Origin of the sequence: Streptomyces sp. NPDC001351 (genome assembly GCF_042896045.1) — a bacterium.
Lineage (GTDB): Bacteria > Actinomycetota > Actinomycetes > Streptomycetales > Streptomycetaceae > Streptomyces.
This window is the reverse complement of sequence record NZ_JBIAWS010000005.1, coordinates 737,777-762,360: the sequence shown is the minus strand read 5'-3', so window position 1 is coordinate 762,360 and position 24,584 is coordinate 737,777. Positions and strand designations below refer to the sequence as shown.

General features: G+C 71.2%; 22 protein-coding genes and 1 pseudogene. 12 read left to right on the top strand and 11 right to left on the bottom strand.

What is annotated here, in order from left to right; genetic code table 11:
* Positions 1 to 23 precede the first annotated feature (23 nt).
* On the bottom strand, positions 24 to 1,532 hold the full coding sequence (locus ACFY1U_RS22200; RefSeq protein ID WP_390695838.1) for an aldehyde dehydrogenase family protein: 1,509 nt from the start codon (positions 1,530 to 1,532) through the stop codon (positions 24 to 26).
* Positions 1,533 to 1,951: 419 nt separating this feature from the next.
* On the opposite strand from ACFY1U_RS22200, the gene gabT reads away from it, so the two are divergent.
* Positions 1,952 to 3,328 carry a 4-aminobutyrate--2-oxoglutarate transaminase gene (gabT, locus tag ACFY1U_RS22195; RefSeq protein WP_390695837.1) on the top strand — a complete coding sequence of 459 codons (1,377 nt, stop codon included), beginning with the start codon at positions 1,952 to 1,954 and terminating at the stop codon, positions 3,326 to 3,328.
* A gap of 7 nt (positions 3,329 to 3,335) precedes the next feature.
* Here gabT and ACFY1U_RS22190 read toward each other — a convergent pair whose 3' ends face one another.
* The 4 genes from ACFY1U_RS22190 to ACFY1U_RS22175 all read right to left on the bottom strand — a co-directional run bounded on the left by ACFY1U_RS22190 (position 3,336) and on the right by ACFY1U_RS22175 (position 8,467).
* Entirely contained in the window at positions 3,336 to 4,862 is a 1,527-nt protein-coding gene (locus ACFY1U_RS22190; protein WP_390695836.1) for a PucR family transcriptional regulator, read from the bottom strand.
* Positions 4,863 to 4,920: 58 nt separating this feature from the next.
* Entirely contained in the window at positions 4,921 to 5,400 is a 480-nt protein-coding gene (locus ACFY1U_RS22185) for a dirigent protein (protein WP_390695835.1), read from the bottom strand.
* Between the two features lie 2 nt (positions 5,401 to 5,402).
* Complete coding sequence (locus ACFY1U_RS22180; protein WP_390695834.1) at positions 5,403 to 6,878, bottom strand: aldehyde dehydrogenase family protein; 1,476 nt, start codon at positions 6,876 to 6,878, stop codon at positions 5,403 to 5,405.
* A gap of 71 nt (positions 6,879 to 6,949) precedes the next feature.
* Positions 6,950 to 8,467 (bottom strand): APC family permease, encoded by a 1,518-nt coding sequence (locus ACFY1U_RS22175; RefSeq protein ID WP_390695833.1) that lies wholly within the window; start codon positions 8,465 to 8,467, stop codon positions 6,950 to 6,952.
* 201 nt (positions 8,468 to 8,668) lie between these two features.
* On the opposite strand from ACFY1U_RS22175, the gene ACFY1U_RS22170 reads away from it, so the two are divergent.
* From ACFY1U_RS22170 to ACFY1U_RS22140, 7 genes and pseudogenes are all read left to right on the top strand, one after another.
* Positions 8,669 to 9,418 (top strand): FadR/GntR family transcriptional regulator, encoded by a 750-nt coding sequence (locus tag ACFY1U_RS22170; RefSeq protein WP_390695832.1) that lies wholly within the window; start codon positions 8,669 to 8,671, stop codon positions 9,416 to 9,418.
* Positions 9,419 to 9,462: 44 nt separating this feature from the next.
* On the top strand, positions 9,463 to 10,203 hold the full coding sequence (locus tag ACFY1U_RS22165) for a cache domain-containing protein (protein ID WP_390695831.1): 741 nt from the start codon (positions 9,463 to 9,465) through the stop codon (positions 10,201 to 10,203).
* 534 nt (positions 10,204 to 10,737) lie between these two features.
* Positions 10,738 to 11,384 (top strand): annotated as a pseudogene (locus tag ACFY1U_RS22160) (LysR substrate-binding domain-containing protein); the annotation flags it as partial.
* Between the two features lie 19 nt (positions 11,385 to 11,403).
* On the top strand, positions 11,404 to 11,631 hold the full coding sequence (locus ACFY1U_RS22155; protein ID WP_390695830.1) for a hypothetical protein: 228 nt from the start codon (positions 11,404 to 11,406) through the stop codon (positions 11,629 to 11,631).
* Between the two features lie 1,023 nt (positions 11,632 to 12,654).
* Positions 12,655 to 13,647, top strand: coding sequence for a dihydroxyacetone kinase subunit DhaK (gene dhaK / locus ACFY1U_RS22150; protein WP_390695829.1), 993 nt, complete (start codon positions 12,655 to 12,657; stop codon positions 13,645 to 13,647).
* A gap of 45 nt (positions 13,648 to 13,692) precedes the next feature.
* Positions 13,693 to 14,295, top strand: a complete 603-nt coding sequence (gene dhaL / locus ACFY1U_RS22145) for a dihydroxyacetone kinase subunit DhaL (RefSeq protein ID WP_390695828.1) — start codon at positions 13,693 to 13,695, stop codon at positions 14,293 to 14,295.
* Positions 14,288 to 14,698: a PTS-dependent dihydroxyacetone kinase phosphotransferase subunit DhaM gene (locus ACFY1U_RS22140; RefSeq protein ID WP_390695827.1), complete on the top strand. Its 411-nt coding sequence runs from the start codon at positions 14,288 to 14,290 to the stop codon at positions 14,696 to 14,698. Before dhaL ends, ACFY1U_RS22140 begins: the two co-directional genes overlap by 8 nt.
* Positions 14,699 to 14,725: 27 nt before the next feature.
* Here ACFY1U_RS22140 and ACFY1U_RS22135 read toward each other — a convergent pair whose 3' ends face one another.
* A complete protein-coding gene (locus tag ACFY1U_RS22135; protein WP_390695826.1) occupies positions 14,726 to 15,364 on the bottom strand; it encodes a TetR/AcrR family transcriptional regulator in 639 nt (212 codons plus the stop codon).
* Positions 15,365 to 15,508: 144 nt separating this feature from the next.
* Between ACFY1U_RS22135 and ACFY1U_RS22130 the strand changes: the two genes are divergently transcribed.
* Positions 15,509 to 16,270 carry an SDR family NAD(P)-dependent oxidoreductase gene (locus ACFY1U_RS22130; RefSeq protein WP_390695825.1) on the top strand — a complete coding sequence of 254 codons (762 nt, stop codon included), beginning with the start codon at positions 15,509 to 15,511 and terminating at the stop codon, positions 16,268 to 16,270.
* 15 nt (positions 16,271 to 16,285) lie between these two features.
* On the opposite strand, the gene ACFY1U_RS22125 is transcribed toward ACFY1U_RS22130, so the two are convergent.
* Entirely contained in the window at positions 16,286 to 16,981 is a 696-nt protein-coding gene (locus tag ACFY1U_RS22125; protein WP_390695876.1) for a glycoside hydrolase family 75 protein, read from the bottom strand.
* Between the two features lie 420 nt (positions 16,982 to 17,401).
* On the opposite strand from ACFY1U_RS22125, the gene ACFY1U_RS22120 reads away from it, so the two are divergent.
* Together ACFY1U_RS22120 and ACFY1U_RS22115 are read left to right on the top strand one after the other, a co-directional pair.
* Positions 17,402 to 18,391, top strand: coding sequence for a fibronectin type III domain-containing protein (locus ACFY1U_RS22120; RefSeq protein WP_390695824.1), 990 nt, complete (start codon positions 17,402 to 17,404; stop codon positions 18,389 to 18,391).
* 178 nt (positions 18,392 to 18,569) lie between these two features.
* On the top strand, positions 18,570 to 19,139 hold the full coding sequence (locus tag ACFY1U_RS22115) for a hypothetical protein (protein ID WP_390695823.1): 570 nt from the start codon (positions 18,570 to 18,572) through the stop codon (positions 19,137 to 19,139).
* 27 nt (positions 19,140 to 19,166) lie between these two features.
* On the opposite strand, the gene ACFY1U_RS22110 is transcribed toward ACFY1U_RS22115, so the two are convergent.
* A complete protein-coding gene (locus ACFY1U_RS22110) occupies positions 19,167 to 19,718 on the bottom strand; it encodes a PadR family transcriptional regulator (RefSeq protein ID WP_390695822.1) in 552 nt (183 codons plus the stop codon).
* A 30-nt stretch (positions 19,719 to 19,748) separates the two neighbouring features.
* Entirely contained in the window at positions 19,749 to 21,764 is a 2,016-nt protein-coding gene (locus tag ACFY1U_RS22105) for an FAD-dependent oxidoreductase (RefSeq protein ID WP_390695821.1), read from the bottom strand.
* A 116-nt stretch (positions 21,765 to 21,880) separates the two neighbouring features.
* Here ACFY1U_RS22105 and ACFY1U_RS22100 point away from each other — a divergent pair, with 116 nt between their 5' ends.
* Positions 21,881 to 23,059: a M20 family metallopeptidase gene (locus ACFY1U_RS22100; RefSeq protein ID WP_390695820.1), complete on the top strand. Its 1,179-nt coding sequence runs from the start codon at positions 21,881 to 21,883 to the stop codon at positions 23,057 to 23,059.
* 75 nt (positions 23,060 to 23,134) lie between these two features.
* Here the strand turns inward: ACFY1U_RS22100 and ACFY1U_RS22095 are convergent, their stop codons facing one another.
* Together ACFY1U_RS22095 and ACFY1U_RS22090 are read right to left on the bottom strand one after the other, a co-directional pair.
* Positions 23,135 to 23,503: a hypothetical protein gene (locus ACFY1U_RS22095; protein WP_390695819.1), complete on the bottom strand. Its 369-nt coding sequence runs from the start codon at positions 23,501 to 23,503 to the stop codon at positions 23,135 to 23,137.
* A gap of 104 nt (positions 23,504 to 23,607) precedes the next feature.
* Positions 23,608 to 24,483 carry a hypothetical protein gene (locus ACFY1U_RS22090; protein ID WP_390695818.1) on the bottom strand — a complete coding sequence of 292 codons (876 nt, stop codon included), beginning with the start codon at positions 24,481 to 24,483 and terminating at the stop codon, positions 23,608 to 23,610.
* Positions 24,484 to 24,584 lie beyond the last annotated feature (101 nt).

Here is a 24,584-nt window from a genome sequence, read left to right as displayed (position 1 = left end):
CAGCGGCAGCGTCGAGGGCGTCGTCACGGCGTCGGTCCTCCGGAGCTGCGCAGGTACACCGTCTTGGAGCGGGTGAAGAACTCACGTGCCGCGCGGCCCTGTTCCTTCGGTCCGTACGCGCTCTGCTTGACGCCGCCGAACGGCACATGCGGATCGGCGCCCGCCGTCTCGGAATTGATGTGCAGCACGCCTACGTCCATGTGGTCCATCGCGGCGGTGACGGCCCGCAGATCGTCGGTGAAGAGGGCCGCGGAGAGGCCGAAGTCGCTGTCGTCGGCGAGGGCGAGTGCTGCCCGGACGTCCGGGGCACGGCGGACGGCGAGGACGGGGCCGAACAGCTCCTCGCGCCAGAGCGGGTCGTCGTCGGCCAGTTCGACCACGGTGGGCTGGACGAAGGCTCCGCCCATGCGGTCGTCGTCGTAGCGGCGGCCGCCTGTGAGGATGTCGACGCCGGGGCGTTCGGCTGCGGCGTCCACGGCCTGCTGGATGTCGTCCCGGGCCTGGATCGAGACGACAGGCCCCATCTCGGTGGTCTCCTCCAGCGGATCGCCGACCCGCAGGGCGGCGACCCGCTTGGTGAGCCGGTCGAGGAACTCGTCGGCGACGGGCTCCTGCACGATGAGCCGGGAGGTCGCGGTGCACTTCTGCCCCGCGGACCGGAAGGCGCCGGCCAGCACCTCCTGTACGGCGAGGTCGAGATCGGCGTCGGCGAGCACCACGGCCGCGTTCTTGCCGCCCATCTCGGTCTGGACGGGCCGGGCCAGCCGCCCACAGGCAGCGATCAGACCGCGTCCCACCGAGGTCGAGCCGGTGAAGGTGACCGCGTCGACGCCCGGGTGTTGGACCAGCCGGCCGCCGAGGCTGCCGCTTCCGATGAGCAGGGAGAGGACACAGTCCGGCAGCCCGGCCTCGACCAGCGCCTCGGCCAAGCGCATGGCGAGCAGCGGCACCAGGCTCGCAGGCTTCCACACGACGGTGTTGCCGTAGGCGAGCGCGGGGGCGATCTTCCAGGCCGGGATCGCGATGGGGAAGTTGAACGGTGTCACCACCGCCACAACGCCGACCGGCCGATGGATCACATGGATCTGCTCGCCGGGGCGGGGCGAGGCGAAGACCTCGCCGACCGGGCGGGATCCCTCCCCGGCGTAGTAGCGGAAGATCTCCGCGGCCCGGCGTACCTCACCGATACCCTCGGCCCGGGTCTTGCCCTCCTCCCATGCCAGTTCCTCGCCCCACCGCTCCGCGTGAGTGTCGATGACCTCGCCGGCGCGATCGAGGATGCGGCCGCGGGCCTGGGGCGGGGTGGCGGCCCAGCGGAGGAAGGCGTCCCGGGCGGACTCGACGGCCTGGTCGAGTTCGTGGTCCTGAGCCAGCCATCCGACTGCCACGGTCTCACGGGGGCGTGCCGGGTTGAGGTCAACGACGTCCTCGCCGTCGCCGGTCCGCCACTCCCCCGCGACGAGATGGCGCAGCGTCCGGACCTGCCGGACCGCTCCGGCCCGCCCTGTGCTGCTGCCTGCGGTGGATCGCATCGGCACTCCTTCCGGGAGGTCCTGGTACGCCGCTGGAGCCCCAGGGCGCGGCGGGCTGGGTGAGGCCGTCATTGTGCGGGGGTCCACGGCCCCGGCGCATTGGACGAAACGGCCCGTCCTGGGCTGTCCCGGCACGCCGATCCGTCAATGGTGCGGGGCCCGCGGTGGTGAGCCCCGGACTGCCGGGGCACCCCCAGGCCCCGGCACGACTCCGATCAGACGAACTGGATGGCTCGCTTTACGGCGGCATCGCTCTGCGGCATCGGTCAAACGAACCAGTTCGTTGATGTGAGACCCGGATCGCGCTGGACGAGATGTCCCGCCGCACGCGCCCGGAACACGCCCTTCCGTCCATGTTCTGCGTCCCCCGCCCGTGTTTGGCTCGGCGCTCCCAACCCCGTAAACCCGGAGGACGTTTCATGCCCCGTGCATCCCAGCCGGCCGGCGGCCCCGACCTCGCGCAGGTCCGGCGGGTCGTCAGCGAGATCCCCGGCCCGCGCTCCCGTGAACTGCTGGCCCGTCAGCGGACGGTGGTGCCGGCCGGTGTCGGCGCCGTCCTGCCCGTGTTCGTGGCGGCGGCCGGCGGCGGAGTGATCGTCGACGCGGACGGCAATTCCTTCATCGACTTCGGCAGCGGCATCGCCGTGACCACGGTCGGCAACTCCGCCCCGGCGGTGGCGGAGCGCGCGGCCGCGCAGCTGCGCCGCTTCACCCACACCTGCTTCCTGGTCAATCCGTACGAGTCCTACCTGGACGTGTGCGAGAAGCTGAACGAACTGACCCCCGTGCCCGGCGAGAAGCGCACGATCCTCGTCAACTCCGGTGCCGAGGCCGTGGAGAACGCCGTCAAGATCGCCCGTGCCGCCACCGGCCGTCCCGGCATCGTCGTCTTCGACCACGCCTTCCACGGCCGCACGCTGCTCACGATGAGCCTCACCGCCAAGAACAAGCCCTACAAGCAGGGCTTCGGCCCCTTCGCGCCCGAGGTCCACCGCGCCCCGATGGCATATCCGTACCGCTGGCCCACCGGCCCCGCCCGGTGCGCCGAGGAGGCGGCGTATGCGCTTGCCGACCTGCTCGACCGCCAGGTGGGAGCGGAAAACGTGGCCGCTGTCCTGGTCGAGCCGATCCAGGGCGAGGGCGGCTTCGTCGTCCCGGCTCCCGGATTCCTGACCAGCGTCGCCAATATCTGCCGGGCCCGCGGCATCCTGCTCGTCGTCGACGAGATCCAGGCCGGCATCGCCCGTACCGGCCGGATGTTCGCCTGCGAACACGAGGGCATCCAGCCCGACCTGATCACGACCGCCAAGGGACTCGCCGGTGGACTCCCGCTGGGCGCGGTGACCGGCCGGGCCGAGCTGATGGACGCGGTTGCGGCGGGCGGTCTGGGCGGGACCTTCAGCGGCAATCCGGTGGCCTGCGAGGCGGCGCTGGGTGTCTTCGAGGAGATCGAGGCGCACGATCTGCTGGAGCGGGCCCGGGAGATCGGCGACACCATGCTGGAGCATCTGGGCGAGCTCGCCGACGCGCACGACGTGATCGGTGACGTACGGGGCCGGGGTGCCATGATCGCGATCGAGTTGGTCGAACCCGAGGGCGACCGGGTGCCCGCTCCCGACCTCGCCGCCCGGGTGGCCCGGCGCTGCCACGCAGACGGGCTGCTGGTCCTGACCGCCGGCAGCTACGGCAACGTGCTGCGGTTCCTGCCACCCCTGTCGATCTCCGACGCCCTGCTGCAGGAGGGGTTGGCCATCCTGGGAGAGGCCATCGCCAAGGAGGTGTCCTCGGCCGGGTGACCTTCCGTCAGCCGGTTCGGTCGCTGCCGGCGGACGCCTGCCAGGCGGACAACGCCAGCAGGAGTTCGGCGCGCACGTGCGCCGAGTCCAGGTCCGCGCCGAGCAGGCTCCGCACCCGCTCCATGCGGCTGCGCAGGGTGTGCCGGTGCACGCCGAGGGCCGCCGAGGCCGCCTCCCAGCCGCCGTTGTGCTCCAGGAAGGTACGCAGCGAGACGAGCAGGTCGGTGCCGTGTGCGGTGTCGTACGCGGCGAGGGGAGCCAGCTGCGCCTTGGCCAGCGTCGCGAGGATTCTTCTCGTCTCCGGGGTGGCGGCGAGCAGCCGACCCGCCAGGGACTCGAAGGACACGACGGCCAGGCTGTCGCGGGCCTCGGCGACCGACGCGGCGTTCAGGGCTTCGGACAGCGCCGCGGGTCCGTCGGCCAGGTCGTGGACGGCGCTCAGCCCGGCCCAGGTGCGCGACCTGAGCCAGGCCCGTGCGCCGTCCGTAACTGTCTGCGCCGTGACCGCGTGGCCGGCCGGCAGCAGCACCGCCGCGCACCCGCCGTGCCCGCGGCCGAACAGAGGCAGACCGCGCTCGGCCAGTTCCGTCCCCACGGCCTGAAGGGCCCGACGGGGGCTGCCGCCGCGCAGGACGAGGACGCGGATGCCGTCGCGCACGGGGAAACCCGCCTCGGTGAGGTGGTCCAGGGCGGCCGATGCGGTGACCGAGCCGTCCAGCAGCAACCGCAGGAACAGCGCGTTTACGCGGTTCTGCTCCTCGCGCAGCCGCTGGGGCTTCTCCGCCTCCAGGGCTGCCAGTGAGGCGGCGTGCCCGAGCAGGAGGTGGTCGACCGGTGTGAGGGCCCGGTCAGCGGCCAGGACCAGCCGGCCGTGGGCACGCGGTCCGACGCGGACCTGCTGCACGGCGACCACTCCGTCCTGGCCGCTGCTGACCGACGCCACCGCCTGCTCCGGGGAACGGAGTGCGGCCTCGGGCGCCGCGGCGTCGGGCGGATGGGTCGCGCGCACCTTGCCGTCATGGTCCAGGAGGACAACGGACGTGCCGGTGGAGACGGCCAGCTCCCGCACCACCGCCTGGGCCCCGCCGTGCAGCGCGGCGCGGGTCATCTGCGGCTGGATGCGTGAGGCCCGTACGACGCCCTCGTACTGCTGCTCGGCCAGGCGTTCCATGACCGCCTTGGTGACGGCCACGAACGGGGTGGGAAGCGGCACTTCCAGGAGTGGCAGCCCTGCCTCCTCGGCCGCGCCGACGAGCGCCTCGGGCACCTGCTCGTGCGACAGTCCGACCCCGAAGCCGACGGCGGCCACCCCGGCCTTCACCAGGCGGCCGACATAGTTCTCGCAGGCGGCCGAGTCCGCCGTCAGCCTGAGCCCGGTGGTGAGCAGCAGCTCACCACCGGCCAACCACGGTGCCGGGTCGACGAGTTCGATGCTGTGCGCCCAGACCACGTCCCGGTCCGGGCCGCCGCGTCCGGCCAGCACCCGCAGACGCAGATCCTGACGCCGTATCAGCCAGGCAAGCGGTACACCCACCGCCCTCACCGTCCATGACATTCAGAAAGAGAGGTAAAGCGTTGCCGCCATGGGCCGGTCAGCGCTCCACCGCGAACGTGAAGTCGTACGCGCTGCCCTTGGCGTCACGGGCGTGCAGGTGCATCTGCCCGCGCGCCGTGCGCCACATGCCCGTTCCGCCGGTGATCGCGAGCGTGGAGTCGGCCGCGTCGTAGAACGGCCCTTGGACGACGATCGATCCGCCGTTCAGCGTCGTCGTCCAGTTGCACTCCCATGCCGTGCCGACCTTGGTGCGGACGCAGGAGCCCTGGTCGCTGCCGACCCGGTGTCCAGCCGTGTCGAACACGGGGTTTCCGAAGGCCAGGGTGTCGCCCAGGCTGTCTCCGTGCGGTCCGAGGTCGACGACCGTGTCTGTGTCGGCGTGCTCGATCAGTGTGAAGACGGCGGGGCCGCCACGGTGACCCGCTGTTCTGTCGCCGGCCTGCGCCACGGAGACACCGGCGACGAGGACCGCGCAGGCAGTGGCCGCGAGAACAGTGGCGAGACGGGGCTTCCTCATGGTCACCAGCCCCCTTCGGCACGCCGGTCGTAGCGCAGTTCGCCGTCGCCCAGGTCGAAGACGAGCAGCTTGGACTCGGTGAAAGTGTCGAGGAACCAGCCGGAGAGTTCACGGCCGACGCCGCTCTTGCCGGTGCCGCCGAACGGGGCGAGCTGGTCCCAGTAGTTGCTGGTCTCATTGATGTTGACCGTGCCGTGCTGCAGGGCCTCCCCCACCCGCCAGGCGGTGGCCAGGTCCCGGGTCCACAGGGATGCGATCAGGCCGAGGTCGCTGGAGTTGGCGATCTCCACGGCCTCCTGCACCGAGGAGACCTTGATGACGGGGGCGACCGGGCCGAAGGTCTCCTCCTGGGCGATGCGCATCTCGGGCGTGACGCCGGTGAGGATCGTGGCCGGGAAGAACAGGCCTTCCTCCTTGCCGAACTGGACGACGTCCGCTCCCCTGTCGCGGGCGTCCGCCACATGTTCGGCGATGCGCCGGAGGGTGGCCTCGTTGCGGACGGGGCCCATGTCGGTGTCTTCCAACGCCGGGTCGCCGACGCGGAGTTGGGCGGCGCGGGCGGTCAGCTTGGTGACGAACTCGTCGTGGACGTCCTCATGGACGAGGAGCCGTTCCGCCGAGGTGCAGACCTGTCCGGCGAAGTAGAAGCAGCCGTTGACAGCGGCATCGACGGCGGCGTCGATGTCCGCGTCGGGGAGGATCATGAAGGGGCCGTCGCCGCCGAGTTCGAGCAGGTGCGGGCGGAGGGCGGCGGCGCGGGCGATGCGTTCGCCGGTGGCGGTCGACCCGGTGAAGAACAGGCCGTCGACGCCCGGGTGGTCGACGAGGGCGGCTCCGACGTCGCCGAGCCCGTGCACGACGTTGATCACGCCGTCGGGCAGGCCGGCCTCGGTGAAGATCTCCGCTACGAGGTTGCAGCTGATCGGGGCGTACTCCGAGGGCTTCCAGACGGCCGTGTTGCCGGCCGCGACGATGTGCGCCAGCGCGATCGAGGAGATGTCGGTGGGGAAGTTGTACGGGGTCACGACGCCGACGACGCCGAGCGGGCGGTAGTTCATGACCAGCCGCTTGTTGTTGGTCTGCTCCTGGGTGGAGGGGAACGACAGGCCCCGGTGGCGCAGGACCTCCTCACCGGCCTTCTGCCAGGCGGGGGCCGCGTACTCGATGACCTCCTCGCGGGCCTCCGCGACGGTCTTGCCGATCTCCAGCGTCAGCACTCGGGCGACGTCCTCCGCGCGCTCGGCGAAGAGCGCATGGACCCGGCGCAGGATCTTGACCCGTTCGATGAGGGGCGTGGCGGCCCATCCGGGCTGGGCCCGGCGGGCGGCGGACACAACGCGGGCGATGTCCTGGGCGTCGCAGCGGGTCACCTCGGCGATCAGCTCACCGGACTGCGGGGAGTGCACCGGGAAGCTGCCCGCGGCGCCGTCCAGCCACGAGCCGTCGACAAGCGCCTTCGTGGGCAGGGTTGGGGACATGTTCGTTCCACCTTCGAATCTCGGCGTCGCGTCGCGCGCGACGGTGGGAAGGGAAAGCCGGGTCTGCGTGCTCAGACGGAGGCGGGCGACGAGGACGGCTCGTGCGCGTCCGGAGCGGCCAGCGCGTCCCCCGCCGGGGCGTCTCCCCGCTCGTGCGGCTTGGCGACGGCCATGTACAGGGCGCCCACGCCCACTACGACGGCGCCGCTGACCAGCACGATGTAGTTGTCGTACCAGGGCGTGCCGGGCGTGCGCGGCCAGCTCATGTTGACGAGCGCGACGACGCCGTAGACCAGGGCGCCGATGGTGACCGGAAGTCCCCACCGCTCCAGCCGGTACTCGCCGGAAGGCCGCCAGCCGCGCAGCCGCGCCCGCAGGGAGGCGAGAACAACCATCTGGAAGGCGAGGTAGATGCCGAGGGTGGAGAAGGAGATGATCTTCACCAGGGCGTCGGCGGAGTACGCGGACCCCACGATGATCAGCCCGGGAAGGAGCGCCGCGAGCAGCAGGGCGTATGGCGGCACCCGCAGCCGCTCGGAGAACGCCGCCAGCACTCGGCTGCCGACGATCATCCGGTCCCGGGCGAAGGAGTAGGTCAGCCGGCTGGCCGCCGCCTGCAGACTCATCGCGCAGGAGATGAAGGAGAGCAGGACGACGACCAGGACGGCGCGGGCACCGCCGCTGCCGAAGGCGTCGGTGAGCACGGTGGTCACCGGGTCGGCGTCCTTGCCCGAGATCACCGCGCCGAAGTCGCTGACGGAGAGGATGAGGGCAAGGCACACCGCGGTCGCGGCGGCACCGCCGATGTAGATGGTGCGCCGCATCGAGGTCGGGATCCGCCTGCCGGGGTTCGGGACCTCCTCGGCCACGTCGCCGCACGCCTCGAAGCCGTAGTACTGGAAGACGCCGATGAGCGAGGCGGCCGCAAAGGCGTAGAGGTACGAGTGGCTGCCCTGGGAACCGAAGCTGTCGAACAGCACGCCCAGTCCGTGGTGACGGTTGGCGATCAGCAGCCAGGCACCCACCACGACGGCCCCGACGATCTCGGCCACGAAGCCGAACACGGCGACGGCGGAGAGCACCTTGGTGCCGCCGAAGTTGATGACCGTGGCGAGCAGGAGCAGTCCCAGTGCGCAGAGGATCGTCGTGGTGGTGCTGGAGGCGAAGCCGAACACCGCGGCCACGTACGGTCCGGCGCCGTATGCGACCGCCGAGATGGTGGAGAGCAGGGCGAGGAGGTAGATCCAGCCGGTCATCCAGCCCCATTTGCGGCCCCACAGCCGCCGGGCCCACGGGTACACCCCGCCGGCCACCGGGAATTCGGCGACGACCTCGCTGAAGACCAGGGCCACCAGCAGCTGGCCGACGCCCGCGATGACGAAGGCCCAGATCATCGGCGGGCCGCCCGCCATCAGGGAGGCCGCGAACAGGGTGTACACGCCGACGACCGGCGAGAGATAGGTGAACCCCAGCGAGAAGTTCGCCCACAGGCTCATGTCCCGCTTGAACTCGGACTCGTAACCGAGAGCGGCAAGTCGCTGGGCGTCGGCGTCTGCAGGGGACGGCGGAGACTGCGTGGCGTCGTTCATCGACGGGCTCCTTGAGGGAAACACGCTGCTGAGCGGGGTGTCGGCAGGACCGGGGCCGTGGGGGAGGCCGACGAGGACCGGGAGGGGTCCGGCATGTCGAATGCGCGAAAACCTACTACATTGGAGTTCAAAGGACAACGGTTTGACTGTTAGGCTGGAAACGATCTCTCGTTACGGACTTTGACCTTTGAGGAGGGGGCCGTGGCGGCAGTGGAGGGCCGCTCGCCGGTGATGAGCGCCGTCTTCGCGCCCCTGAGCGACTCCGGACGGGCGGACATGGTGATCCGCCGGATCGCCGAGGCGGTCACCATCGGGCTGATGGCCGAGGGGGAACAGCTTCCCAGCGAAAGTGACCTCGCCTGCCAGCTCGGTGTCGCCAACGGCACCGTCCGCGAGGCCCTGGCCATGCTGCGCGAGCAGGGACTCGTCGAGACGCGGCGCGGCCGTAACGGCGGGAGTTTCATCCGCAGCCCGGAGGAGGGACTCACCAGGATCCACCAGGCCCGTCTGAGGGAACTGGGCATCTCGGAGCTGCGCGATCTCGGCGACGAGCAGTTCGCCGTTTCGGGGACCGTGGCCCGTTTCGCCGCCGAACGGGCCCCCTCGGACCTGGCGATGAGCCTGGACCGCCTGGTCACGGCCCTGCGCAAGGCCGAGTCCCCCGCCGAACGGCGCAAGGCCGACGCCCGTTTCCACATCGAGTTGGCCGTGGCCACGCAGTCCGTCCGGCTGACACGGCTGGAGGTCCGCCTGCAGGCGGAACTCGGGCCGCTGCTGTGGCTGCCGGACGGCGACGGGCCCGACGCGTCCGCCTTCGCCGACCAGCATCACGAGATCCTGGTGGCCGTCATGGCCGGAGACGCCGCGGAGGCGCGCCGCCTCGCCGAGGAACACACCATCACCGGCGCTCGCCATCTGGTACGCACACACCTACGGTTGACCGATGCCTGACCCGTTGGCGCCCCCCGCGCCGCCCTCCTTGACGGAGCACAGTGATGACCAGCACCCCAGCCACCGGCATCGTCCGGTGCAGCGAATCCATCCGGGACGCGGTGGAATCCGTCTTCTCGGCGCTGGCCGTCCTGGAGGCCGAGGCACGTGAACACCTGAGCACGGCCGGCCGGAAGGGCAGGCATCCCGGGACGAGCGACCTCGCCGCCGTGCGGCCGACGATCCAGGACCTGCTGCGCGAGCAGGGCGAGCTGTTCAACGGCACCGGTGTGGTCATGACACCCGACGCGCTCGTCGATGTCGCCTTCCACCTCGAGTGGTGGCAGCGCACCGGAGACCAGGACTCCCGGCCCCTGCGGCTGAACCTGGATCCGCGAAGTGAGAGCTTCTACGACTACACCCTCAAGCCCTGGTTCGTGATCCCCCGCGACGAAGGCCACGGCACGGTCATGGGTCCGTACGTCGATCTGCACTGCGCCGGCCTCTACATCCTGACCTTCACACGGCCCCTGACAGTGGACGGTGAGTTCGCGGGGGTCGTCGGGGCCGATGTCCCGGTGGCCGCCTTCGAGCAGCTCGTCGCCCCCTCACTCAAGCACCTGGGCGGTGAAGCGGTGGTGATCACCAGCGAGGGCCGGGTCCTCGCCGCGAACACGCCCACGTGGGCCGTCGGGGAGATCGCTCGCGAATTGCTGGGCCATGGAGCCGCATTGGAGCAGGCGGCCGTGCCCACCCCGGAAGTCGACTGGAGCGTGATCCGCGTGGAGTCCCCGGCCACCGGCTGAGTGAGGACGGCGCAGGCCGCAAGCAGCCGGCCTGTCCAGCAAGGCCGCCAGCACGGTCGTCCCTGTGGCTGCGGCCCGCCGAGCGCTCGCGGTGGGCGCACCATCGGTTATCGAGTTCAGCCAGAGCGGGTCGACAAGAAGACACGCCGTACATGTACTTCCGAATGCATCCGACACCTGAATGTCCACTACAGACCGGCGTCCAAGGCTGCGCCGTTCTCGCGATCGGTGGGAATGATCGCGTGAGTCCGACGGTCGCTGGCGGCCAGGTCATGTCCCGTCCGTGATGGGGAGACCCGGACCGGATCGTGCTGATGGGCCATTCGGCCGGCGCCACGAACGCGGCGTCGTACTTGGCCGGTGACGGTGGGGCCGACGCGGAGAACCTGGCCGGCGCGGTCCTGCTCTCGGGGATCTACGATCCGCAGACCGCGGAGCCCAATTTCAAGCTCACGGTCTACTACGGCGAGGACGCCTCCAAGTACGTCGAGCAGTCGGCCGTCTCCGGGCTCGTGCGCTCGCAAGTCCCGACGCGAGGAGCACGATTTCACCCTGGCGGCCTCCGACTACGCGGTCGCCGTCTTCGGGGCCGCGCTCGCCCGCGCCCTTCACCACAGGACTCCCGGCATCCGGCTGCGCTTCACCCAGACCCCGCCCGGCATGGTCGAGAACGCCGCCACGATCCTGAGTACCACCGACGGCCTGCTCATGCCGCACGGCATCATCAGCGACTTCCCGGCCACCGAGCTCTACGAGGACCAGTGGGTCTTCCTCGTCGCCGAGGACAACACCGAGGTCGGCGAACATCTCACCCGGAAGGACCTGACCCGGCTGCCCTGGGTCACTACGACGCCCCGGCCGTCCGCCAGCTCGGCATGCTCGGCATCGAACCGAGGGTCGAGGTGTCCGTGGACAGCTTCCAGGCACTGCCCTTCCTGGTCGCGGGCACCCACCGCATCGCCCTCGTCCAGAAGCTCCTCGCCGAGCGCTTTCGAAGCGTCGCCCCGGTGCGGATCATCGAGCCGCCCTATGAGGCCGTCCCCCTCCGGGAGGCCCTGTGGTGGCACCCGGTCCACGCCCGCGATGCCGCGCACATCTGGCTACGTGATACGGCAGCGAGGGTCGCGGCAGCCCTCCCGGGGCAGGTGCCGCTACCATCCGAGCATCCACAGGCCGGATGAACGCGCGCTGGGGCCGTGCGTGGACGAGAAGAGCAAGATGCAGGCCATCGACCGCCCCGCGCCGATCCTCCCCGCCCTGCCCACCACCACGGCCAGGATGAGCCACGACTACGCCCGCCACGGCACCACCAGCCTGTTCGCAGCGCCGGAGCTGTCCAGTGGATCGCTGATGGCCAACACCACCACCGGGGGTTCCTGGAGTCCCGCAAAGCTATCGACAGGGCCGTCCCACCGGGCTTGGACCTGACCTGGCCTGCGACGACGTCACCCCAAGAGCCCCAGCCGTGCACAAGTGGCTGCTGCGCCACCCACGCTTCCACCTGCACTTCACCCCACCAGCGCATCCTGGCTCAACCTCGTCGAGCGATGGTTCGTCGAGCTGACCAACCGCAAGCTCCGCCGCGCGACCCATCGCCGCGTCGCCGCGCTGGAGCGGGACGTACGTGCCTGGATCAGGCCTTGGAGTGCGGACCCGGAGCCCTTCGTCCAGGCGAGGACCGCCGACGAGATCCTGGAATCCCTCGCCGCACACTCCCGACGGATCAACGACTCAGCACACCGGAGCCACTTGAGGACACCTCGTACATGTACTTCCGAGTGCATCAGCATCCGAGATGTCTGCTACAGAGCGACACTGGACCGCATTCGACACCCGGAATGCCCGGATATGCCACATGGGCGGCAGACAGAAACGACGATACCTAAAGCCCGGATTCGACCCGGATTCGACCCCGAGGGTTTGTTTAGTCAGTAAACATGGCCTCTGACCTGCAGAAATGCGGGGCGGCAGACGAGTCAGGCTGTACGCCGGGTTCAGTCCGAGACGGAACCAACCTGTCAGAGCCCTCCGGCCGATCCTGCTCTCTCTGGCCCGATAGCCACCGAACCTCACAACCAAGACACTGCAGCCGTCTCCGGAAGTGCCATACGTCGAGTTGTGGACTGCACGATCAAGCCCGCCTTCACTTACAAAGGTCCGCGCAAGCCGGCGGCCCCAACGGGTGGAGCCATGCAAAAGCCGCACGTGCACGCGTGACCTTCACTACCGCAAGGTCGATACTGCCGACAGGGGCACTCCCGCTGCCACGTTCACAACCGACCACCGCTACCTGACGACCCGCCATGAAAGTCAGCATGAAGTCAGCATCCGCACCGTCAAAACCCGCTTCCGAGCGCCACGAAGCGCCACGATCGACAACCGGAAAAACCTGCACTGACCTGCACTGACCCAGGCCAAGAGCCCATCTGCCACTCTCCCCCGGAGGTACCCGTGAAGATGTTGATCAATGTGCCGGAGAGCGTGGTCGCGGACGCCCTGCGGGGCATGGCGGCCGCCCATCCCGAGCTGACCGTCGACGTGGAGAACCGGGTGATCGTGCGGCGGGACGCCCCGGTCGCCGGGAAGGTCGCCCTGATCTCCGGGGGCGGCTCGGGGCACGAGCCGCTGCACGGCGGGTTCGTGGGGCCCGGCATGCTGTCGGCGGCCTGTCCGGGTGAGGTGTTCACCTCGCCGGTTCCCGATCAGATGGCGCGCGCCGCGGCTGCCGTGGACAGCGGGGCGGGCGTGCTGTTCATCGTGAAGAACTACACCGGCGACGTACTGAACTTCGACATGGCGGCCGAGCTCGCCGAGGACGAGGGCATCCAGGTCGCCAAGGTGCTGGTCAACGACGACGTGGCGGTCACCGACAGCCTCTACACGGCCGGGCGGCGCGGCGTCGGCGGCACGCTGTTCGTGGAGAAGATCGCGGGTGCCGCGGCGGACGAGGGGCAGCCGCTGGAGCGGGTGGAGGCGATCGGCCGGCAGGTCAACGAGAACTCCCGCAGCTTCGGCGTCGCGCTCAGCGCCTGCACCACGCCCGCCAAGGGCAGCCCCACCTTCGATCTGCCCGCGGGCGAGCTGGAGTTGGGCATCGGCATCCATGGCGAGCCCGGCCGGGAGCGGCGGGCGATGATGACCTCGGGTGAGATCGCCGAGTTCGCGGTGAACGCGATCCTGGAGGACATGCCCCCGCGCAATCCGGTACTCGTCCTGGTCAACGGCATGGGTGCGACGCCGCTGCTGGAGCTGTACGGGTTCAACGCCGAGGTGCAGCGGGTGCTCACCGAGCGCGGGGTCGCGGTCGCCCGGACGCTGGTGGGCAACTACGTCACCTCGCTCGACATGGCCGGTGCCTCGGTCACCCTGTGCCAGATCGACGAGGAGCTGCTGCGGCTGTGGGACGCGCCGGTGAGGACACCCGGGCTGCGCTGGGGCATGTAGACCGGCGGGCCAGGTGTCAACCTACCTACCACGCAAGGAGATCCAGTGCTCGACGCCGACTTCTTCCGCCGTTGGATGACGGCGACCGCCGCCTCAGTGGACCGCGAGGCGGAACGGCTCACCGCCCTCGACTCGCCCATCGGGGACGCCGACCACGGCAGCAATCTGCAGCGCGGGTTCCGGGCCGTGGCCGCGACGCTGGAGAAGGAGGCGCCGGACACGCCCGGTGCGGTCCTGACGCTGGCCGGGCGGCAGCTGATCTCGACCGTCGGCGGCGCGTCCGGGCCCCTCTACGGCACGCTGCTGCGCCGTACGGGCAAGGCGCTCGGGGACGCCGGTGAGGTCAGCGAGGCGCAGTTCGCCGAGGCGCTGCGGGCCGGGGTGGAGGCGGTCATGACGCTCGGCGGCGCCGCGCCGGGCGACAAGACGATGATCGACGCGCTGGTGCCGGCCGTGGACGCGCTCGACGACGGCGGGTTCGCCGCGGCCCGTACCGCCGCCGAAGAGGGCGCCCTCGCCACCACACCGTTGCAGGCCCGCAAGGGCAGGGCCAGTTATCTCGGAGAGCGCAGCATCGGGCACCAGGATCCCGGTGCCACCTCGTCGGCGCTGCTCGTCGCCGCTCTCGCGGAGGCCGACGGTGAGTGACGGGAAACAGGTCGGGATCGTTCTGGTGTCGCACAGCGCCGAAGTGGCCGCCTCCGTCGCCGAGTTGGCGAAGGGGCTCGCGGGCGGCGGGGTCTCGGTGCCGGTCGCCGCGGCGGGCGGCACCGAGGGCGGCGGGCTCGGCACGAGCGCGGAGCTGATCGCCGCCGCGGCCGCGTCCGTGGACCGGGGTGCGGGGGTCGCCGTGCTCACCGACCTCGGCAGTGCCGTGCTCACGGTGAAGGCGCTGCTCGCCGAGGGCGACGAACTCCCCGACCGGACACGCCTGGTGGACGCCCCGTTCGTGGAGGGCGCGGTGGCCGCGGTGGTCACGGCGGCGACGGGCGCCGACCTCGCGGCCGTGGAGGCGGCAGCGGCAGAGGCGTACACCTACCGGAAGGCCTGAACCCACCGCAGGGTCCGGGAAGCTCTCCTACCCGAGTCCCGCCGCGGCGACGGCGAGGGCCGAGCGCATGGTTGCCGTCAGCTCGGCTTCCGCCGTCGCGCGGTCCGGCTCCGCGTCCGCGGTGCGCCAGGCGTAGTGCTCGACGGCCGCGCGCAGGGCCGCGTTGAACATCGCTGCCTGAATGGCCGGCCGCAGGTCGTCCGCCGGCAGCCCGGCGCGCTCGGCGAGGGCGCGGGCGAACACCGGTTCCGCCTCGTCGTAGGTCTGGAGCCAGACGGCGCGCAGGTCCGGCTCGGTGCGGGTCAGCCGTACCAGCGCGCCGACGGCCCCGCGCTCGGGCCCGGCGACGACACCGAGGTCCGCGGTCAGCTCCGGCGCGAAGACGTCCTCCAGGGGCTGTCCGGTCGCCCATTCCCGCAGTCGGGCGGCGATCATGCCGATGCCGGCCGTGAACAGCGGCCGTACGCAGGCCTCCTTGCTGGGGAAGTAGCGCCACACGGTGCGCGCGGAGACACCGACGGCCTGCCCGATCTGCTCGCCGGTGGTCGCCGCGACGCCCTGGGCGACGAAGAGGTCCACCGCTGCCCGGGCGATCTCCAGCCGGATCTCGGCCTTGCGCTCCTCGGTCAGGGGCGGTCGTCCCGTGCGTCCGCGGGCTGCGGTCATGTGTCCCTCCGGCTCCGGTGATCACTCTCCCGGAATTCTCCCCCACCCGTTTATGTCACTCACAGACATTAAGTCGTAGGGTGTGCGCACACCGGGCTCGCGGGCATCTGCGCGGGTCCTCGTACGCGTGGACAGGAGCACCTCATGGCCAGTGGACTCGACGGGCGCAGCGTCATCGTCACCGGAGCGGGCTCGGGCATCGGGCGCGCCGCCGCTCGGGCCTTCGCGGCGCAGGGGGCGCGGGTCGTGGTCGCCGACCTCAACGCCGAGGGCGCGGACGCGGTCGTCGAGGAGATCGAGCAGACGGGCGGCGCCGCGGTCGCCGTCGTGGGCGACCTGAGCGAGCAGGCCGTCGTCGACCACGTGGTCCGAACGGCCGTGGAGCGCTTCGGCGGCGTGGACGTCCTGGTGAACAACGCCGGGATCATGGACCGGATGTCGGCGCCGGCGGACGTGGACGACGCCGAGTGGGAGCGGGTCATACGGGTCAATCTCACGGCCCCCTTCCTGCTCACCCGGGCCGTGCTGCCGCACATGCTGGAGGCGGGCAGGGGCGCGATCGTGAACACCGCCTCCGAGGCCGGTATCCGGGGCAGCGCCGCGGGCGCGGCGTACACGGCCTCGAAGCACGGAGTGGTGGGCCTGACCAAGTCCCTCGCCGTGATGTACCGCAACCAGGGCATCCGCACCAACGCCATCGCCCCCGGCGGGACCGCCACGGGGATGATCCCCGACATCGACGCGAGCGCGCACGGGCCGGCGGCCCTCGGCCCCTACATGGGCAATGTGGGGCGCGTGTCCCAGCCGGAGGAGCAGGCTGCCGCGATCGTGTTCCTCGCCTCGGACGCGGCGAGCAACGTCAACGGCGTGATCCTGCCGGTCGACAACGGGTGGGCGGCCGTCTGACGACGCCCCGGGCGCTCATCCGCCACCTACGAACTGCTGCGCCAGCCGCCGCCCCACCGCGACGGCCGCGGCATGGCTTTCGATGGGTTTGACCTGCGAGTACTTGAAGACGATGTAGGTGACGCCGGAGGGCGCGCCGCCGCCGTTCGGGCCCGGGCGAATGCCGAGGCCCTTGGCGGTGGCGTAGGACGCCTCGCCGATGATGCCTTCGGGGCCGATGTCGCCCACGACCGCGTACTGCACACGGCCCCGGTAGACGACGGCGGCGACCGATCCGCCGCGGACGCCGTCGTCGAGGGGGTCCCAGACGCGGCTCGGGGCCGGCACGACGATGTACGGGAGGCGTTCGGCGCTCAGATAGCGCCCGTCGGACTGCTGATAGGCGGTGGCCTGCGAAAACGAGGGATCGGTGCTGCGGTTGCAGCGTGGTCCGGGCTGTCCGTCGCAGTCGATGTCCATGTCGGCCTTCCAGAAGACGGCCCGCCGGGTGCCGCACACCGCAATCGATGCCGGTCTGCCGGCGTCACTGCGGAAGCGGCCGTGGGAGATCTGGGCGCAGTCACGCACCTCGGCCAGCAGATCCGCGGCACGGACATCGCCCTCGCGCCAGGCCACCGGCTCCGCCCGGCCGCGGGCCGCGGTGTCGGACAGCGCCGGCGGGACGAGTAGAGCGGCGCCGGCCACGACCAGGGTCAGCGACTGGACACGCACCACGAGAAGCCCTTTCCCTAAGGGGCACTGACGGGCATTCAGCCCGGTCCGGCGCCGTAGCGATCATGGGGCCACCGTAGGCGGACGGGGCGGCGCACGGCTCCAGGCAGGCCACGGCGTGGCGTGTCACAGGACGTCCGGCAGGGGGCCGGACGCCCGAGCCCGTGTCGGCTCCGGCGGCCCGGCCACCCGCGTCCGGCGCGGGAACAGCGACGACAGCGGCCCGCGCCACCGGCATGAACTCACCAGCCCTCAGGGAGAGTTCAGCCGCGAGGACCTTCAGCATACGTAACTCCGGCGGGCGGTCTGCAACGCCGTCGCCCATGCCGCCGCCCCGCCATCACCCCCTTGATGCAATCACGTCAGTCACACCATATTGGTCCGTACCAATAGCATCGGGTCGTTCGGGGAGGCAGAGCCGTGCGTCGCGACACCGCGCTCGTGTACCGATCCCTCGCGCTCTGCGCCGCGCTGGCCCTGGTCGGATCCTGCGGCCGGAGCGGCGCCGGGGACGACGAGGGTGAACTGCCGGCGGCCCCCACCGGAGTCACCGCGGCGGCGGGCAGTTCGACCAGCGTCCACGTGATGTGGAACGCGGTGTCCGCGAATCCCCGCGTCAGCGCCTACGAGGTGTATCGCGGCACCACCGAGGTCGAGGAAGTGCCCGGTTCCCAGCACATGGTGGACGTCACCAGGCTCAGGCCGTCCACCTCGTACGTCTTCACCGTGCGGGCCCGCGACACCGAGGGCCGGCTCGGGCCGCCCGGCCGCCAGGTGCGGGCGGCGACGCCGGCGGCCGTGGCGACGGACGACACGGCCCCGACCCGCCCGGGAGGGGTGCGCGGCCGGCCGGTCGGCAGCAGGGCCGTCGAGCTGTCCTGGTCCGCGTCGAGGGACGACCGGGCCGTGGTGTCCTACGACGTCTACCAGGGCACCGCCAAGATCCACAGTGTGGGCGGGGCACAGACGGCGACCGTGGTCACCGGGCTGCGGCCGGGCGCCCGCTACGTCTTCACCGTCCGTGCCCGCGACGCGGCCGACAACCTCTCGCCTCCCGGCGCCACCGTCCGCCTCACCACACCGGGCACCGACGACGGGCGCGGCACGGCGCCCACGGCCTTCCGGGCGACGAGCCACAGTGCCGCAGGGGCGTACTACCTCGACCTGCGCTGGGTCCCGCCCCGCACCGACGTCGTGGTGACGGAGTACCAGGTCAGCCTCGACGGCCGGGTGGCCACCTCCCTGGTCTACGGCGGGGACGCGCCGCGCGACCAGGCGTCGTACTCCTTCTACGTGGGCCGGGATGCCGGCGTGCGCCACCGCGTGCGGATCCGGGCCAGACTGCCCGACGGCACCTGGGGCGGCTTCTCGGTGGAGCGGACGGTGACCACCGGGGCGACCGGCGGCTGACGACGGGTGACGGCCCCGCGGCATGGGCCGGACGGGGGAATCCGTCACCTGCCCGGAGGCGGTCGGCATGCGGGCCGGGCCGCGGGGACGTTGGCTGCCCCTGAGGGGGCACGGGCGTTTCCCGACCTTCGGCGGCGCAAGGGATGTACCGCCAACCGTGCCGTCGGAGGGCAGTCCAATGCGCAACTCTCAGCCAGTCGTTCGCTCCGCGCTGACCGCGGTGGCCGCCGCCGCGCTCCCACTCGCCCTGGCCGCCGTGCCGGCCGCGGCGCAGGGGACGGGGATCTCCGTGAGCACCAGCGGGTCCACTGTGTCGGTGACCACGAGCGCGTGCTCTTTGCGCACAAGCAGCGGGTTCGGCACCGCCACGCTGCTCAGCAGCAGCCAGCCGGCCCGTCAGATGACGCTGACGGGCACCGCCGCTCTGCAGTCGGCGGCCTGGTCGAACGTGAGCCCCGGCACGTACACCGTGACGGTGGTCTGCTCGAACGGCAGCACCGCGGGCACCCAGACCGTCGTCGTCTCCGGTGCCACCCCCACTCCCACCGCGAAGCCCACCACCACGCCCACCGCCACCATCTCGGCCACCACCAGGCCCTCGCCCTCGCTCGGCGTCAGGGGCGGTGTCGGTGGCGCCGTCCAGGACTACGGCCCGCTGACGGTCGGGGTGGGAGCCGCGCTCGTGGGCACGGGCGTCATCGCCACGGGCTGGTACCTGCGCCGGCGTGCCCGGCCGAACCGGCTCTGAAGGCGGCTTGCCCACGGGCCGTAGAGCTCACGCCGGTTCGGCACCGGGCAGTTCGGCGAGTTCCTCCAGGGCGTGTGTGAGCCACCGCGTCCAGAAGGTCTCCAGGTCGATACCGGCTCGCAGCACCAGGTGCCGCAGCCGGTCCTGGGGGGCGTCCTTGCCGGGCGGGAAGTCGCGCTGCTCGATCTCCTGGTACTCGGCCAACTGCAGCCGGTGCAGGTCGAGATGGCGGCGAAGGTCGGCCTCGAGGCCGGCGGTGCCCACCACGGCCGCCGCCCGCAGCCGCAGCAGCATCACATCGCGGTGTGGCTTCGGATCCTGGGACGCGGCCGTCCAGCGGGCCAGTTCGGCGCGGCCCGCGGGCAGGACCTCATAGCTCTTCTTCTGCCCGCGGGCCGGCTGCTCGGACGGCAGCGCCCGGATGTGTCCTTCGGCCTCCAGCCTTCCCAGCTCGCGATAGATCTGCTGATGCGTCGCCGACCAGAAGTAGCCGATCGACTTGTCGAACCGGCGGGTCAGCTCAAGCCCCGAGGACGGCTTTTCGAGCAGGGCGGTGAGGATCGCGTGCGGGAGTGACATGGAGTCATCCTAGGGACGGCCGCAGGCCCCCTAGAGGGCCGCGGCCAGCTCCGTGCCCTGCTTGATGGCACGTTTGGCGTCCAGTTCGGCGGCCACGTCGGCACCGCCGATCAGATGCGCGGCGACTCCGGCGGCGACCAGTTCCTCGTACAGGCCGCGGCGCGGTTCCTGGCCGGTGCACAGCACGATCGTGTCGACCGGCAGGACCGTGCTCTCCTCGCCGACGGTGACGTGCAGTCCGGCGTCGTCGATGCGGTCGTAGCGGACGCCCGGGACCATGGTGACGCCCCGGTGCTTGAGCTCGGCGCGGTGGATCCAGCCGGTGGTCTTGCCCAGGCCCGCGCCGACCTTGCTGGTCTTGCGCTGCAGCAGGTGGACGGTGCGCGGCGCGGCGGGCCGCTCGGGGGCGGTGAGTCCGCCGGGCGCCCGGTAGTCCATGTCGACGCCCCACTGGCGGAAGTACGTCTCGGGGTCCTCGCTCGCCTTGTCCCCGCCGTCGGTGAGGAACTCGGCGACGTCGAAGCCGATGCCGCCCGCGCCGAGGATGGCCACCCGGTCGCCGACGGGGGCGTCGTCGCGCAGCACGTCGAGGTAGCCGACGACGCTCGGGTGGTCGATGCCCGGGATGTCGGGGGTGCGCGGGGTGACACCGGTGGCGACGACGACCTCGTCGTAGCCCGCCAAGTCCGCTGCTTCCACCAGCGTGTTGAGGCGCACGTCCACGCCGTGCGCGTCGAGCTGGTGGCGGAAGTAGCGCAGGGTCTCGTCGAACTCCTGCTTGCCGGGGACCTTGCGGGCCACGTTGAGCTGGCCGCCGACCTCGCTCGCGGCGTCGTACAGGGTGACCTCGTGGCCGCGCTCGGCCGCCGACACCGCGCAGGCGAGACCGGCCGGTCCGGCACCCACGACGGCGACGCGCTTCTTCAACCGGGTGGGTGAGAGGACCAGTTCGGTCTCGTGGCAGGCGCGCGGGTTGACCAGGCAGGAGGTGATCTTGAGGCTGAAGGTGTGGTCGAGGCAGGCCTGGTTGCAGCCGATGCAGGTGTTGATGGCCTCCGGCTTGCCTTCGGCGGCCTTGTTGACGAAGTCGGGGTCGGCGAGCATCGGACGGGCCATGGAGACCATGTCCGCATACCCCTCGGCGAGCAACTGCTCGGCCACTTCCGGGGTGTTGATGCGGTTGGTGGTCACGAGCGGGACGGACACCTCGCCCATGAGCTTCTTGGTGACCCAGGTGTAGGCGCCGCGCGGCACGGAGGTGGCGATGGTGGGGATGCGGGCCTCGTGCCAGCCGATACCGGTGTTGATGATCGTCGCACCGGCTGCTTCGACGGCCTTGGCGAGGGTGATCACCTCGTCGAGGGTGGAGCCGCCGGGGACCAGGTCCAGCATGGACAGCCGGTAGACGATGATGAAGTCCTCGCCGACCGCCTCGCGCACCCGCCGCACGATCTCGACGGGGAAGCGCATGCGGTTCTCGTACGAGCCGCCCCAGCGGTCGGTGCGCCGGTTGGTCCCGGCGGCGATGAACTCGTTGATGAGGTAGCCCTCGGAGCCCATGATCTCGACACCGTCATAGCCGGCCTGCCTGGCGAGGCGGGCGGCGCGGGCGTAGTCGTCGATGGTCCGCTCGACGTCGGCGTCGGCGAGCTCGCGGGGCGGGAAGGGGCTGATCGGCGCCTGGAGGGGGCTCGGGGCGACCAGGTCCTGGTGGTAGGCGTACCGGCCGAAGTGCAGGATCTGCAGGGCGATCCGGCCGCCCTCGCGGTGCACGGCCTCGGTGATCTGCCGGTGCTGCTCGGCCTCCGCGTCGGTGGTGAGCTTGGCGCCGCCCTCGTACGGGCGCCCCTCGTCGTTGGGGGCGATACCGCCGGTGACGATGAGACCCACTCCCCCGCGCGCCCGGGCGGCGTAGAACTCCGCCATGCGCTCGAAACCGCGCTCGGCCTCCTCCAGGCCGACGTGCATGGAGCCCATGAGGACGCGGTTGGGCAGCGTGGTGAAGCCCAGGTCGAGCGGGTTCAGCAGATGCGGGTAACGGCTCATCAGGCCCCTCCATGCGCGGTGTCGTGCCTCTGTTGTAGAGGACCCCGCCCATGTTTTGCAACTAGTTGCATAAGCGGAGAGGGGTGACAGGGACCACCTCCGGGCACAGTGGCCTCATGAGCCCCGAAGACATCGAGGTGGTCGAGCTCGCGCAGGCACTGATCCGCCGCCCGAGCCGGGCCGGGATCGACGACCACGGTCCCGTCCTCGCCGTCCTCCAGGACTGGCTCGGCGCCCGCGACCTGCCGTATCGCAGCCTCTACGACCATGAGGGCCGGCCGGTCGCCCTGCTGGTGGAGGTGGCGGGTGCCCGGCCGGGGCCGTGGTGGGCGCTGGACGCCTGCGTGGACACCGCCCCCTACGGCGACGAGAGTGCCTGGTCGTTCCCGCCGGACTGCGGGGACGTCGTGAACGGGTGGCTGCGGGGGCGCGGGGCGGCCGATTCCAAGCTGGCGGCGGCGATGTTCTGCCGGATCGCGGCGGAGCTGCACGCCCGGGCGGAGGAGCTGAGCGGCGGCCTCGCGGTGCTGCTGGACGCCGACGAGCACACCGGCGGGTTCGGCGGGGCCCGGGCCTATCTCGCGGACGCGGCTGCGGTGCGCCCGGCAGGGGTGATGATCGGGTACCCCGGCCCGGACGAGGTGGTGGTCGGCGGGCGGGGGCTGTGGCGGGCCACGATCGCGGTGCACGCGGAGTCGGGGCACTCCGGATCGAGAAGCACGGCGCCCGGCGCCGTCTCCCGGGCGGCGCGGCTGGTACAACTGCTGGAGGAGGCCGAACTCCCGGCCGCCGAGGGCGAGTTCCCCCTGCCGCCGAAACTGACGGTGACCTCCTGTCACGGCGGCGAGGGCTTCTCCGTGGTGCCCGGCCTGTGCGAACTGGGCGTCGACATCCGCACGACCCCGGCCTTCGGCGCCGACACGGCCGAGGCTCTGGTGCACGGAGCTGTCGCCGAGCTGGACGCGCTGCTTCCCGGCCCCAGGCCGACCGTGATCACCCCGATGGCCTCCTGGCCGCCGTACCGCCTGACCGAGAACCAGCAGCCCGCTGCCGCACTTCTCGACGCAGCCGAGCGTGCGGGCCTGGCGGTCCGCACGAAGACCGCGGGCCCCTCGAACATCGGGAACCTGCTGGCGGCGGAAGGCATCCCGGCGACGGCAGGCTTCGGCGTGCGTTACGAGAGCCTGCACGGCACGGACGAGCGAGCCTGCCTCACAGACCTGCCCAGGGTCCACGCCATCTACAGGCAAGCCGTGCTGCGCCTGCTGACCAGCGGCTCGGCAACCCCCCTATAGGGGCGCGGGGCTGTATTGATGTGCGGCTCCGCCGCGTGGGCCCGCCCAGCCCCCACAGCGCCGCAGACGAAAACCTCACCGACTCTCAAGAATGACGTGCAACTCCCGCTCCTGGTCCCCCGACGCCGAGGAAAGATCACGCACCGTGAACAGGGGATCCAGCGTGCTGCGCAGCCGCTCGATCGCCCAGTACCCACCCTGTGCGTCGACCTCGACGGAGGACGACAGCCGCCTCGGTGCCGGGCACTGATGCGCGTCGGTGACCTCGAACGTGCCGAGCCACACCATCGGCCGGGTCTCATGGAGCTGCTCCGGCACCTCGTCCGGGCCCCGGTCGGACTCGAAGCACGCGCACAGCGCGTCGAACACGATCCGGGCGTCCTCCTTGCTGCATCCGCTGATCTCGAGGGAGACCGGCTCCTCGTGCGAGCGCTGACGATCCATCGTGACCGCTCCTCTCGTGGCTGTGGCGCGGTACCGCGAGTTCCCCGCGAACCACGCCACACCCCCAGAAAAGCACCACTGGCCGCACCGGACCAGCGAGAGGCTCAGCTCCGCTTGAAGCGGTACGTCTTGCTGTCCGTCAGGACGCAGAAGCCCGGCGACACGACAATCACGCGCAGGGTGCCGTCCCGGCGGTCGTAGTCGATGCCCTCGACCTCGAAGGTGCCCGAGCAGGAGCTGCGCAGCGGAAGCTGCCGCAGGGCGGTGACATGGCCCGAGACGTCGGACGTGCCGTTCGGCTGCGCGGACAGGTCGACCTGGAGAAGCGGCTTGGTGATGCCGAAGAGCGTTCCGGCCGGGTCGTCGGAGGAGCACAGCAGCGTCGTCGGGCCGGAGAAGTCGCAGCCCTGTACGTCGCGGACGGCGTGGTCGAGGTTGACGGTGGAGGCCTGCGGGAGGTTGGCCGAGGGCGAGGTGCTCGCGTTGGCACCCGGGGTCGGGAACACCAGGAAGCGGCTCATGGTGCCGTACTCCCCGGTCAGCATCCACTGTCCGTCGGGCGAGATGGCGACCCAGGAGTTGTTGAGTGCCTCGCCGGAGCTGAGCGTGTGGACGTACTCCGACCAGGCCCCGCCCGGGGCCTGCACGCGGAACATCTTCGCGCTGCCCGAGTCGGCCTGGTAGGGCTCGACGTAGTAGCCGTTGTAGGACGCGTCGGGGTCGCCGACGTGGTTCCAGCCGCGGCTGGAGACGCCGGCGGGGATCGTGCCGATGCCGGTGTACCGGTTGGGGCTGTTCGCCGGGACCTCGACGGAGGTCAGGCCCTGGCTCTCGGTCAGCGGATCGGCGCGGTCCGAGCCCACTTCCGTCCAGGTGTCGGCCGCCGACGCGGGCGGAGCGGCGGACAGGACGGCGGCGGCCGCGAGGGCGAGGGCCGCGGTCAGGGCCGCGTGACAACGTTGCCGGGCGCGCAGGGGCATGCGGGGCTCCTCGATGGGGGGCGTGCTCGGCGGACAGTCTGGCCTCAGGATGTAGTCATGTACAGACCAATTCGGTAACGGGAGCTGTCGGTCCGGTGACG

Excerpts from the sequence above, each read along its gene's own strand:
- ACFY1U_RS22175 (WP_390695833.1), bottom strand. The coding sequence starts at position 8,467 with ATGAACGACGCCACGCAGTCTCCGCCGTCCCCTGCAGACGCCGACGCC.
- ACFY1U_RS22185 (WP_390695835.1), bottom strand. The coding sequence starts at position 5,400 with ATGAGGAAGCCCCGTCTCGCCACTGTTCTCGCGGCCACTGCCTGCGCG.
- ACFY1U_RS22105 (WP_390695821.1), bottom strand. The coding sequence starts at position 21,764 with ATGAGCCGTTACCCGCATCTGCTGAACCCGCTCGACCTGGGCTTCACC.
- ACFY1U_RS22180 (WP_390695834.1), bottom strand. The coding sequence starts at position 6,878 with ATGTCCCCAACCCTGCCCACGAAGGCGCTTGTCGACGGCTCGTGGCTG.
- ACFY1U_RS22115 (WP_390695823.1), top strand. The coding sequence starts at position 18,570 with ATGCGCAACTCTCAGCCAGTCGTTCGCTCCGCGCTGACCGCGGTGGCC.
- ACFY1U_RS22110 (WP_390695822.1), bottom strand. The coding sequence starts at position 19,718 with ATGTCACTCCCGCACGCGATCCTCACCGCCCTGCTCGAAAAGCCGTCC.
- ACFY1U_RS22200 (WP_390695838.1), bottom strand. The coding sequence starts at position 1,532 with ATGCGATCCACCGCAGGCAGCAGCACAGGGCGGGCCGGAGCGGTCCGG.
- gabT (WP_390695837.1), top strand. The coding sequence starts at position 1,952 with ATGCCCCGTGCATCCCAGCCGGCCGGCGGCCCCGACCTCGCGCAGGTC.
- ACFY1U_RS22100 (WP_390695820.1), top strand. The coding sequence starts at position 21,881 with ATGAGCCCCGAAGACATCGAGGTGGTCGAGCTCGCGCAGGCACTGATC.
- ACFY1U_RS22165 (WP_390695831.1), top strand. The coding sequence starts at position 9,463 with ATGACCAGCACCCCAGCCACCGGCATCGTCCGGTGCAGCGAATCCATC.
- ACFY1U_RS22130 (WP_390695825.1), top strand. The coding sequence starts at position 15,509 with ATGGCCAGTGGACTCGACGGGCGCAGCGTCATCGTCACCGGAGCGGGC.
- ACFY1U_RS22090 (WP_390695818.1), bottom strand. The coding sequence starts at position 24,483 with ATGCCCCTGCGCGCCCGGCAACGTTGTCACGCGGCCCTGACCGCGGCC.
- ACFY1U_RS22095 (WP_390695819.1), bottom strand. The coding sequence starts at position 23,503 with ATGGATCGTCAGCGCTCGCACGAGGAGCCGGTCTCCCTCGAGATCAGC.
- ACFY1U_RS22135 (WP_390695826.1), bottom strand. The coding sequence starts at position 15,364 with ATGACCGCAGCCCGCGGACGCACGGGACGACCGCCCCTGACCGAGGAG.